10 protein-coding genes and 1 pseudogene are annotated in these 11,834 nt (G+C 56.5%); 2 read left to right on the top strand and 9 right to left on the bottom strand.

Annotated elements, in window-relative coordinates; all coding sequences use genetic code 11:
- A partial coding sequence (locus tag QZ506_RS01540; RefSeq protein WP_291968580.1) for a transposase occupies positions 1–566 on the top strand: 566 nt, incomplete at its 5' end.
- Positions 567–662: 96 nt separating this feature from the next.
- On the opposite strand, the gene QZ506_RS01535 is transcribed toward QZ506_RS01540, so the two are convergent.
- Positions 663–1,859 carry a nicotinamide mononucleotide deamidase-related protein YfaY gene (locus QZ506_RS01535; protein ID WP_291968578.1) on the bottom strand — a complete coding sequence of 399 codons (1,197 nt, stop codon included), beginning with the start codon at positions 1,857–1,859 and terminating at the stop codon, positions 663–665.
- 206 nt (positions 1,860–2,065) lie between these two features.
- Here QZ506_RS01535 and tyrP point away from each other — a divergent pair, with 206 nt between their 5' ends.
- Positions 2,066–3,274: a tyrosine transporter TyrP gene (gene tyrP / locus QZ506_RS01530; RefSeq protein ID WP_291968576.1), complete on the top strand. Its 1,209-nt coding sequence runs from the start codon at positions 2,066–2,068 to the stop codon at positions 3,272–3,274.
- An 87-nt stretch (positions 3,275–3,361) separates the two neighbouring features.
- Here the strand turns inward: tyrP and QZ506_RS01525 are convergent, their stop codons facing one another.
- The 8 genes and pseudogenes from QZ506_RS01525 to QZ506_RS01490 form a co-directional block, all read right to left on the bottom strand.
- The gene (locus tag QZ506_RS01525) at positions 3,362–3,904 is read right to left on the bottom strand and encodes a YfaZ family outer membrane protein (protein WP_291968574.1); all 543 of its coding nucleotides are present in this window, start codon (positions 3,902–3,904) and stop codon (positions 3,362–3,364) included.
- Between the two features lie 256 nt (positions 3,905–4,160).
- Positions 4,161–5,567 carry an o-succinylbenzoate--CoA ligase gene (gene menE, locus QZ506_RS01520; protein WP_291968573.1) on the bottom strand — a complete coding sequence of 469 codons (1,407 nt, stop codon included), beginning with the start codon at positions 5,565–5,567 and terminating at the stop codon, positions 4,161–4,163.
- Positions 5,555–6,529 (bottom strand): o-succinylbenzoate synthase, encoded by a 975-nt coding sequence (gene menC, locus QZ506_RS01515; RefSeq protein WP_291968572.1) that lies wholly within the window; start codon positions 6,527–6,529, stop codon positions 5,555–5,557. The genes menE and menC overlap by 13 nt, the downstream gene beginning before the upstream one ends.
- The gene (gene menB / locus QZ506_RS01510) at positions 6,529–7,386 is read right to left on the bottom strand and encodes a 1,4-dihydroxy-2-naphthoyl-CoA synthase (protein WP_291968570.1); all 858 of its coding nucleotides are present in this window, start codon (positions 7,384–7,386) and stop codon (positions 6,529–6,531) included. The genes menC and menB overlap by 1 nt, the downstream gene beginning before the upstream one ends.
- Before the next feature lie 51 nt (positions 7,387–7,437).
- A complete protein-coding gene (menH, locus tag QZ506_RS01505) occupies positions 7,438–8,241 on the bottom strand; it encodes a 2-succinyl-6-hydroxy-2,4-cyclohexadiene-1-carboxylate synthase (RefSeq protein WP_291968568.1) in 804 nt (267 codons plus the stop codon).
- Positions 8,238–9,968 (bottom strand): 2-succinyl-5-enolpyruvyl-6-hydroxy-3-cyclohexene-1-carboxylic-acid synthase, encoded by a 1,731-nt coding sequence (gene menD, locus QZ506_RS01500; RefSeq protein WP_291968566.1) that lies wholly within the window; start codon positions 9,966–9,968, stop codon positions 8,238–8,240. Before menD ends, menH begins: the two co-directional genes overlap by 4 nt.
- Before the next feature lie 107 nt (positions 9,969–10,075).
- Positions 10,076–11,416, bottom strand: coding sequence for an isochorismate synthase MenF (gene menF, locus QZ506_RS01495; protein WP_291968565.1), 1,341 nt, complete (start codon positions 11,414–11,416; stop codon positions 10,076–10,078).
- Positions 11,417–11,750: 334 nt separating this feature from the next.
- Positions 11,751–11,834, bottom strand: a pseudogene (locus QZ506_RS01490) (lipoprotein); the annotation flags it as partial.

The raw sequence follows: 11,834 nt of genomic DNA, 5'->3' as shown, positions 1-11,834 counted from the left end.
TGACAGAACTGAAAAACCGTGGCCTGACCGACATCCTCATTGCCTGTGTGGACTGCCTGAAAGGGTTCCCGGATGTCATCAACACGGTCTACCCGGAAGCACGCATCCAGTTGTGCATCGTGCACATGGTGCGCACCAGTCTGCGCTTCGTTGCCTGGAAGGACTATAAGGCGGTAACACGCGACCTCAAAGCAGTGTATCAGGCTCCAACCGAAGAGGCCGCGCTTCAGGCGCTGGATACGTTCGGTGGGACATGGGATCACCGCTATCCGCAGATAAGCCGGAGCTGGCAGTCAAACTGGGCCAACCTGTCGACATTCTTCTCGTACTCGCAGGAACTTCGCAAGGTAATCTACACGACGAACGCTATAGAATCACTGAACAGCGTGATCCGGCATGCAATCAAGAAACGCAAGGTGTTCCCGACTGATGACTCGGTGAAGAAGGTCGTATGGCTGGCAATCCAGGCTGCATCACAGAAGTGGACGATGCCCTTACAGGACTGGCGTATGGCAATGAGTCGCTTTATTATCGAGTTCGGTGACCACCTTGACGGTCACTTCTGAGGAAAGGCATTTACACAAAATCTTAAATAGGCTCCGCTACTCACATATATCGCCATTGGACGCGGGGGAACCCAGAAAATCAAAGGCAAAACACGTTTACCCCAACGTCTCCACCACCGAGATCCAGCCATGCCCACCGTACGGTGACCAACCGTTCAGCCAGCGGCGCAGCATGTTCATCGCCAGCATGGCAACCACTTCCTGATGGGTTTGCAGGCTATAGCGCGTCACGTTAAACGAAATCGCCTGAGCAAAAGTGCCCTGCGGAGTGTGCAATGCAAGGGATAAACGATCGTCCTGACGATCGCTCACCACCAGCGCCAGTGAAGACTGATGCTCATCAGCTAGGCGGTTTGCCACCTCCGCCAGCACGGTCAGCGTGGCAAATGGCGTCTGCGACCACAGCGCCCCACCGCTAAGCGGCACTTGTGCGGCATTCAGTTGCCAATGGAGCAGGCCAGCGGTAAATGATTCTCCGACGGCCAGCGTCAAACCCTTCTCAGTCAAACGCTGCGCCAACTGTGCCGGTAAACCTTGCGTGCCTTCGAACAATGCATTTTCACCCGCCACTGAGCGCACCGTCTCCCAAGCGGATTCCATCGCCGCCCGCTGCGACGCCGGACCGGTCAGTTTCAGTTCAATGATCGGCATGGAGGAACGGTAGCCCAACACTACCCCTTCCGGCAGCGGCAGGGTGTCGAGCTGGTTTGCCAAATCGCTCTCTGAGCGGCCGAAGGTGGTCAAGCGCAGACACAGCGGTGCAGATGTCACAGAAAAACGCTCGCACAGACGCGGCACAATCTGCTCATCCACCATCCGTTTAAATTCGGACGGTACGCCGGGCGTAAAGAACATCAGGCAACGATTCAGCGTTAACATAAACCCGCACGCTGTCCCTATCGGGTTATCCACCACCTCGGCACTGGCCGGAATTTGCGCCTGTTTACGGTTGCTTGGTGCCATTACCCGGCCGCGCTCAGTGAAAAACGCCTCCATACGTGCAATCCACTCAGGGTGCTCTACCAGCCCTTCGCCCGCCGCCGTTGCGGCCGCTAACGCGCTCAGATCGTCACTGGTTGGCCCCAGGCCGCCGTTTACAATCAGCACATCGGCAATATGGCTACGTTGCGTCAGCGCCGCCACCAGTTCTTCCGGCTTGTCACCGACCGTCATTCGGCTGGTCATCGGGATGCCTTGCTCAAACAGGTAATCCGCCAACCAGGCCGCATTAGTATCCAGAATCTGTCCATGGAGCACTTCGTCTCCGGTACACAACATCTCCACCCTCAGCATGTTCTACTCCTGTGTTTTTCTTTCACTGCAAAAACTCCCTCGCAGAAAGACAATCGCCGCGCTCACAGCCACCCACTTTTTGTGAAAGCGCCTAAATCGTAACGTCAACTTTACAGCCATCGTAACGGCGTTTTGACATACTTTACGGAATACTCTAGTCTGCGCTGCCATAAGAAAAAGAGATAGCATCACACTCAGGAGAAAGGGTGAAAAATCGTACAATTGGCAGCATATTTATCGTCGCGGGCACCACCATTGGCGCGGGTATGCTCGCTATGCCGTTGGCAACCTCCTGCGTGGGTTTCAGCGTCACTTTCGCTATCTTGTTGAGCCTGTGGCTGCTGATGTGCTACAGCGCGTTATTACTGGTCGAAGTTTATCAATATCAGCCATCCCATACCGGTTTGGGCACGCTGGCAAAAATTTATCTGGGTCAGTGGGGCCAATGGCTCACGGGCTTCAGCATGCTGTTTTTGATGTATGCCCTCACCGCCGCCTATATCAGTGGCGCTGGCGAACTGCTGGCAAGCAGCCTGCACCAGTGGAGTGGCTACGCGCTCCCATCGTCTGCGGGTACTCTGCTGTTTACCCTGCTTGCGGGCAGCGTGGTATGCATCGGCACCACATCAGTAGATTTCTTTAACCGTCTGCTGTTTAGCGGAAAATTGCTGATGCTGCTGGTCATGCTGGGGATGATGATTCCGCACGTCGAAAAACAGAACCTTCTGACACTCCCGCTGCAACAAGGGCTCACGCTCTCCGCACTGCCTGTGGTACTGACGTCATTTGGCTTCCACGGCAGTATTCCCAGCATTGTGCATTACATGGGGGGAGATAGCAGCAAGCTGCGCCGTATCTTTATCATCGGCAGCGCCATACCGCTGTTTGTGTATCTGTTCTGGCAACTGGCAACGCTTGGCGCGCTGAGTGGCAACAGCTTCGCGGCGATCATGGCGCAGCAAGCCGGTTTAAATGGGCTGATGCAATCGATCCGAACGTTGGTTGCCTCCCCTCACGTAGAAGTTGCGGTCCACCTTTTCGCCGATCTGGCGCTGGCAACCTCCTTCCTTGGCGTGGCTCTTGGTCTGTTTGACTATCTTGCCGATTTGTTCAAACGCAAGAATACGGCGCGTGGACGACTACAAACGGGTGCACTGACGTTTATGCCGCCGCTGATTTTTGCGTTGTTCTATCCGCAAGGATTTGTCATGGCGCTGAGTTATGCCGCCATTGCGCTCGCGGTGCTGGCGTTGTTAATTCCGGTGCTGCTCACTTGGCGCGTGCGGCAACAGCACCTTGTAGGTGCATCGACGCCGGGCGGTACACCAGCACTACTGCTGGTGTTTTTATGCGGTATCGGCATTATTGCCATACAGTGCGCCATGGCGAGTGGCTGGCTGCCGACGGTAGGCTGATCGCCTGTCCCATCAGTGCTCACTAACGCCCAACAAAAATGGGTGTCGCTCTGCGAACACCCATTTTTTATGACGCTACGCGCTGGCTTAGAAAGTAAAGTCTGCGCCCAGGTAGAACGTATCAGCCACTTTGTTATCAGAGCGTCCGCTTTCACCACCGATATTGATATAACGGTAGCCAAGATCCAGATTAAGCGTGCGTAACACCTGCCAGCGTACGCCGCCTTTTGCTTCTACATAGTGATCGATATGGCTGGAGAACGCGTCCGGCGCATAATACCCTTCACCATACAGAGAGAAATAGCGGTTGATCGGGAACTGCAACCCACCGCCCAGCGCCACACCATAACCGTCGGTCGCGTGTTGCTGGTTCAAATAGAGCGCTTTGCCACCCACAGTCAGTGATGCCGCACCCAGCGGCAGCGTATAGCCCAAACCGAAACCGTACACGTCATTATTGTCTTTACCGTGACCGTAACTGACGTTAGCGCCGAGACCAGGAACGCCCAGACCAAAGCCCGCGCTCGCGCGCACATAGTCATCACCCGCTTCCCCGGAGAGGCTGATAGCCTGAGCCGTAGCTGTTGCCAGCAGCAAGCTGCCTGCCAGGGCAATCGCAATATTTTTCATTGTTTTTATCCTTAAATCGATCATTAAACGCTATACCCTAAATAATTCGCGTTGCAGGAAGGCGGCAAGGGAGTGAATCACGATGAGCTTACTCGGTTCAGTGATTCGGGTGAACGAGCACTGCCAACACATCTGCAACGTGAAGTATGACGGGTATACAATCAAGACATCGCATCTGAGGTATTTTACCTGAATCAGCCCCAGTGACCAGCAACAAATTGCATTAATATCATCAACGAACGCGTAAAAAAACCGCTTAATTCGTGCCATTGAGGTAGATTTTTTCCGCCCAGGCTTGCACCTGCACCCGCGCAATTTTGATGCCGCCGCCGTGTAATTCGGCGGGAAACGCGTAGTAGGCGACCGGCTGTTGAAAGCCCGCTAACTGCGGCGTGAGCCAGTTGCGGATAGAAGCAAGCGTCACCTCGGGGGAGACGTCTATTACAGCCACCGGACGCTGACCGAATTCGGTATCCGCCACCGGCACTACGCAAGCCTGTTGCACCTTCGGATGCGCCAACAGCAGCGCTTCAATATTTTCCGGTTGGATACCTTCACCGCCGCTGAAAAACTGATTGTCCAACCGCCCCAGCACGTGCCACTCATTGTGTTGGAACACCCCGCTGTCGCGCGTATGGAACCAACCGTCACTGTCCGTGAGCGGCAGCAACGCACCGTCCCGCCAATACCCTGCGGCCATGCTGTCACCGCGCAGCAAAATTTCCCCGTCCTGCACCGCTATTTCACGTGCCAGTAAAGGAAGACCGACGCCAGCTTGACCATCAGCCCGTTTGGCACAGACCGTTGAAGCCATTTCCGTCATGCCATAACCGCACCAGCAGCGAATACCTCGAGCCTCAGCCTGCTGAGTCAATTCCAGAGGAATCGCTGCACCGCCAAGCAAAACGGCGCTCAACGCGTCAGGCAAATTACCTTGCGCCAACAACCGCCATAACTGCGTCGGCACCAATGAGGCATACGAACAATCCTGCAACGCGTGCTCCAACGGTCGCGCACTGCGCAGCACTAGCCGCGCTCCCACCGTCAGCCAGCGCCAGGCAATGCCTTGCCCTGATACGTGAAATAAGGGCAGCGATAGCAACCAACTGCCCTGCGCCGTAAAGGCCATCAGTTCAATGACCCCTTGCGCACTGGCGATATGGGCGGAGAAAGCATGCGCCACCGCCTTCGGCAGCCCGCTGGAACCGGAGGTCAGTGTCAGGGTGGCAAGGCGTGAAGCCTGCCATTCAGGGGATTGTCGCTCTGAGTGCGTCTCCGCAGTGAAACTCTCGGGATAATAAAGGGGATGGCATGTCACCGGAACGTCAACGTCTGGCGGCGAGACAGAAAGAAAATACGCCACGCCAAGCGAGGGTAACAGTGTGGACAGCAGCGACGCTGGCAATTGCGGATTCAGCGGCAACACCCGCGCACCGCATTGCAGCAACGCCAGATAGCTGAATAGCATCGCGGCGCTGTTTTTCCCACGCAGTGCCACGATATCGTCAGGGTTAACCCCTTGCCGGGAAAAGTCAGCGGCAAGGGCGGTGCAATGCGATGCCAGCCGTTGCCAGCTCCATGCCTGCGCCTCCACCGTCAGCGCTAACGCCTGCGGTTTTCGCTCTGCCCAATATCGCCAGGGCCAGTCCTTTATGCCTGCCATACCTTATCCAGTGATTCCAACGATTGCAGCGGCAGCACACTATCCTGCCAGGCGCGAACCACCTGTCCCTGCATCAAATCCAGCGTATCCAAACCAGGAACAACATTCGGCGTCAGCCACTGGGCAATACGTGCCAACTGCGTCAGCCCTAAACTCGACTCAATGCTGGAACTGACTACCGCCGTCAAACCGGCCTGATGCGCCTCGCGCACCAACTGCTCGCAGCGTGCCAGGCTGCCCACCAGCGTCGGCTTGATGATAATCGCGCTTACGCCGGGTTCAGCTTGCACGCGAAAATCGGCCTCACGCACGCTTTCATCCCAGGCGATAGCAATACCGGTGTCACGGGCAAAGGCGCGGGATTCTTCACGGGTTTTGCACGGCTCTTCAAGAAACGCAATGCGTGAATGCAGTTCCGGCGCCACATAGCGCGCAAAACCATCGGCTTTGACACGCGTCCAACTGCGATTTGCATCCAGACGCAGCGTCAAATCTGGCAGTGCTTCCAGCAACACATTGACTATCATGCCGTCACGCACCGCTTCGTATAACCCTACCTTGATTTTCGCCACTTTGTCGCCCGGCATGCCTTGCAGCAGCGCAAACAGCTCATCCGGATCGCCGCTGCACAACGGCGCTTTACGATAATCAGCAGCCAGCGGCAAGCGTGAGTCGCACTCGGCAAGCGCACAGCTTAGCCCGAACGCCACCGACGGTGGCAATGCGGCATCATCCGGCTCGTCTCCCGTTTGCCACTGTGTCAGCGCCGCACACAGTGCAGCCTGCGCTTGCGGCAGCGTTTCCTGACTGAACTCCGGCAACGGAGCGACTTCACCCCAGCCTTCGTGCGCGCCATCGCGCAGGTGCAGGATCAGCCCATCGCGGGTTTTTAGGCGCTGATTGCGCAACACTACGCCCGCGTCCATCGGAACGCTGTAGCGATGAACCGACGCGCTACGCATTATGGATTACGCTTAAATTTGCCGAAGTCGGGCTGACGTTTCTCGTTGAAGGCGTTACGACCTTCCTGCCCTTCCTCCGTCATGTAGAACAACATGGTCGCGTTGCCAGCCAACTCCTGAAGCCCTGCCTGTCCGTCGCAATCGGCATTGAGTGCCGCTTTCAGGCAGCGCAGCGCCATCGGGCTGTTTTGCAGCATTTCGCGACACCAGCGCACCGTTTCTTTCTCCAGGGAAGCCAACGGCACAACGGTGTTGACCAGTCCCATATCCAGCGCCTGAGCCGCATCGTATTGGCGGCACAGGAACCATATTTCACGCGCCTTTTTTTGGCCCACGATACGCGCCATGTAAGAAGCGCCCCACCCACCGTCAAAGGAGCCAACGCGCGGACCGGTTTGCCCGAAAATCGCATTTTCTGCGGCAATGGTCAGATCGCACATCATGTGCAACACATGACCACCACCGATGGAGTAACCGGCAACCATCGCCACAACCGGTTTCGGACAAGTACGGATCTGACGCTGGAAATCCAGCACATTGAGGTGATGAACGCCGCTGTCGTCCTGATAGCCGCCGTAATCGCCGCGCACTTTCTGATCGCCACCGGAACATAACGCTTTGTCACCGGCACCGGTAAGAATAATCACGCCGATACCGTCATCGTAGCGGGCATTTTCCAGCGCCTGGAGCATCTCTTTTACCGTCAGCGGACGGAACGCGTTACGCACCTGTGGGCGGTTAATGGTGATTTTGGCAATGCCGTCCGTCGATTTGTGGTAGAGAATATCGACAAAATCACCGCTGCAATCGTGCCATTCAACCGAGGCATACAGCAGTTCTTCACTCGGATAAAGCATGGTGTTCCTTCCTTCATAGGGTGCCAGGGCGCTACCGTGGCAGAGAGATAATCAGCCCTGCGCCTGTGTGGCGTCGGGCAAAGTGATAAACCTACGTATCTGTTGTGCATAGTCTGCCGGGTTGGCACGGTGCGCATTGTGGCCCGCCCGCGCAACCGACAACAGCGGCAAGCGATATTTCTGGGCAATAGCCTGAAATTTTTGATCCTGCGCGCCACACAGATAACCAAAGGGTAAACCGCGACGGCGCACCGCATCCACTAACCACGGTTGTCGACCTAGCGAGGTTGCTTCCAGCATATCTGCCACGGCAACGGCATCGTTGTGACTGCGCAGAGATACTAACTTCTGGCGCGTTTCATCATCCAAATCTGCAAACACGCCCTGGCGATACCAGTCAGCCAGTACCACGGATAAGGGCTCATGGCGAAAACGCCACGCCCAACGCGCATCGTGCTCCATGCGCGCCTGACGCGCTGTATCTTCCTGCACCCCAGGGTTGCCGCCTTCCACCAGCAGGCCACGTAATCCTTCCGCCGCTTCACCGGCACAAGAGGCCGCGAAATCCATTGCGATACGCCCACCTAACGAATAACCAATCAGCCAGTAACGGGTGATGCCCTGCGCATACAATGTCAGCGCCAACTGCTGGCGCATCTCGCTGAAATCACGGACACGCACACACGTCGAAGCGCCATGGCTCGGTAAATCCACTTGCAGAATGGGCCACTCTGGCAACAGCGGGCACAGCGCCTGCCAGTCATCACCGCGACCAAGCAACCCATGCAACAGCACCAGCCAGGGTGTCTCTGGCGTAACATCGGGAGGCGCAATACGCAGGCAGTGCAAGCTCATCGTGGGAGCGGTTCTAAACGGGCAATGTCGCTTTCCAGCTGTGTTTCAATCTCACCGCTGGCAACCTGCGTAGCGAGTTGATTGAGAGTGTCAGCCCCCGCCTTGGCTTCGACGACGGCCTCCAGAAAGGTTACGCCACCTTGTGCCCAGCAAGCCGCAGTGGCTTCGCTCACCTGTTTCCAGCTTTCCGCTCGAACGTAGTTCAGTCCGAACATGGCCGCAACGTGGCTAAACGCCACGTCTTGCGGCATACAATAAAAGGCTTCTCGCGCCCGAGCAGGCGTCGGCAGCAGAGAGAAAATCTGTCCGCCGTTGTTGTTCACCACCATCAGCACCAGCGGAGCCGGTGCCTGACGCAGCAACGCCAGCGAATTCATGTCGTATAACGCGGATAGATCGCCCACAATCCCCAGCGTCGGCAACCCGTTTGCCCGCTGGACTCCCGCCATCGTGGCGATCAGGCCATCAATGCCGCTGGCGCCGCGATTGCCATACACGTTATAAGCACCCGGCAACTGCGCCAGTGCATCGATCAGGCGAATCACCAGACTATTGCCCGCAAACAGTTGACCATTTGGCGGTAGCAGCGTCGCCAAACGGTGCGCCAATGGCGCTTCGCCAAAGGGTCCCGCCAACCGCGCGGCCACATAATTACGGACCGCCTCTACGCACGCCGACAATCCGCGCGCCCACGGTGCCTGCGCGTGCGCCGGATGGGCATCAAGCCAGTCACTGACAGGGGCCACCAGACGACGCCCGCGATGGTGGGCCGGATCGAGCCGCCCCGGCATCGGGTCAATCAGCCAGAACTCTTGCGGACAGCAGTGCTCCTGCCAATGCAACACGCGTTTTCCAGTCAGACTCCCACCAAATTGCAAGACCACCTCGGCCGCCTGCAATTGCTGCGCAGCGGTCGGATGCGCCAGCCATAAATCCGCATAAGGCAACGGTTGGCCAGTTTGCGAGAGGGCATCGCCAATCAACGGCCAACCTAACGTTTCCGCCCAGGCCGTCAGTTGTGCCCCTTCTTGCGCAGTCACCCGGCCCACCAGAACCACTCCGCGCTTTTTACGCCACAGCGGCCAATCGGGCTCCACGGCGACCTCCGTTTGATGTGCTACCCGCAGCCAGGGCGCGCGCGTTTGCCACCATCCGCCCAATGTAGCCAGCCAGTCCTGATACAAATCGTCGTCATCGTGGCCATACAGCGGTTCAGCAAAAGGGCAGTTGATATGCAACGCGCCGTGGGTTAATTCCCCCACCGCTCCATCGATTGCCGACACCAGCCAGCGTGCGGGCAAATCCGGCGTCGGGCGCGGCAGATTGAGTACCTGAGTAGGGTGAGAGGCATACATACCCTGCTGGCGAATGGCCTGATTGGCCCCACAGTCAATCAATTCGGGCGGACGATCGGCAGTCAGCACCACCAACCGTTCCCCGGTCAACCCTGCTTCAATGATCGCCGGATAAAGATTGGCTGTTGCCGTACCCGACGTCACAATGATTGCCACGGGTTCACGCGATGCCTTGGATAAGCCAAGCGCAAGATGGCCCAACCCACGTTCGTCGAAATGGGTATGGCAGACTACCGAGGCATGCGCAGCCGCGGCCAGCGTTAACGGTGTTGAGCGCGAGCCCGGCGCGATGCAAATATGGCGAACGCCATGACGAGTCAACGCCTCAAGCAATAATGTGGCCCAGCGACGATTAAATACACTTGTTGACATGGTGGACTCGACTGCTCTGATTTCAGGATATACCGCTTATTATATTTTTTTTCATGAGGCTGACTTTGATATAAACCCGCACTCTGCACAACAAAGATAAAACAAAACTATGACACTTCGCCGTCGAATAGTGTCTTTAACCCTGACGCTTTGTTATCCAGCTCTACCCATTCTTGCTCTGGATCAGATCCCGGCAAAATGCCAGCACCGGCATAGAGGTTGATTTTATCGCCATTGATCTCTGCTGAACGTAAGGCAACGCAAAATTCGGCCTGCGCCAGTGAAAGATAACCAGCAGAACCGGCATACCAGCCGCGCGTAAACGGCTCAACCTGACGAATAAACGCACGCGCTGCCTGGCGGGGCAACCCAGCCACCGCCGCAGTCGGCTGCAAATCATTCAGGCAGGCGGTATCAGAAGCATGATGCAGCGTGGCGCGGATCGCGCGGCGCAGATGTTGCACTTTACGCAACCTTATCACTTCCGGGGGCATAACATCCAACGTGACGGCGGAGTGCTGCAACCGTTGGCTGATATCGTCCACCACGAATTGGTTTTCGCACTGGTTTTTTCTGTCGTTCATCAACCACTGCGCGAGCGTCTCGGCGGTGCGGTCGTTGTCATCGCTGGCGACCGTTCCGGCCAGCGCTTCCGTGTTCAGGGTCGTCCCCTGGCGTAAATAAAGGCGCTCAGGGCTGGAGCCCATAAAAGCCTGTTCAGCATTGTGGGCCAGCATAAAGTGGAAGCAGCGATGATTGGCGGCGCGGCTGGCGGCCATCATACTTGCCGCGCGCAGCGGCTGCGACAACGTCAGCGTGGTACAGCGCGCCAAAACCACTTTTGCCATCTCATCGGCGGCAATACTCGCCAGTGCCTGTTCGAGCATGCTAACCCACCCTTCCCGCGAAGGTTGATGCTCTTGCGCCACAATGCGACTGGTCAGCGGCGCAATGGGATGCGCGGGCAACAGGAATTTGATAAACGCGGCGGCTTCATCGGCATCCGCCTGCAATGAGGTCTCACTGAACAGATTCACTTTGAGGCTCAGTTGGTTACCCTGACGAATGACTTCAACGCGCGGTAAAAAGAGATAGTCAGCCGATTCTCCCCGTTCCACAGTGGTGTGCTCAAAGCCGTTGAGCCCCCAGACACGCACATCCGGCGCACTGCGATGACGCTTAAAAAAACCTTCGGCATCACTGATATGGCGAAAACCGCGTACGATACCGCACACGGCAGCTTCTTCCTGCTCCTGCCGGTGCTGCCAGTAAAACTGGGGATAAACAGGCTGGGTGGCCAACCAAGGCAACAATGACGGCTCACTCTCTTCTGTCGCAGCGACATCCATGGGCAAAGAGACGACTAGTTGTCGACTTCCCGGCAATGCTGGCTGCGGTTCACGCAATACCTGCTGCATACGACGCAACAAGTGAGAAAGTTGTTTCACCCTTACCCCAAAGCTCAAACGTAACGTACGGGATTATACGGCAAAAAACGGATGATGTTAGACAGGATTCCATGCTACCTACGGCCAACTCATTGTAAACAAGCACAACAGCAAACGGGCGCCGCGCATTATGGATACTATCGCGCAATAATTAATCGCATCAATCGACAAAAGCGGCGAACACAACGCGGTAAAATGAGGTCGCTATCATCATTTATTTCCCAATTTCCGATCCTTTAGCCGGTTTTTACCGGTTTTTTTTGCCCCTATACCTATTACGGCTTTGTTGAATAAATCAGAACTTGTGACGACTGCGCCCCATACGGGTCGATTGTTACGTGATGCGAATACTGTTCGGCATTCCTAATAGCGTGATCCGGTTAAGCGCTTTGACCATGGCCATGGCTTCACCCACCTG

Source organism: Candidatus Symbiopectobacterium sp. (assembly GCF_020054415.1).
In the GTDB taxonomy this organism is placed as follows: domain Bacteria; phylum Pseudomonadota; class Gammaproteobacteria; order Enterobacterales; family Enterobacteriaceae; genus Symbiopectobacterium.
Note: the sequence above shows the minus strand (reverse complement) of the source record. Positions and strands in the feature narration are given on the sequence as shown.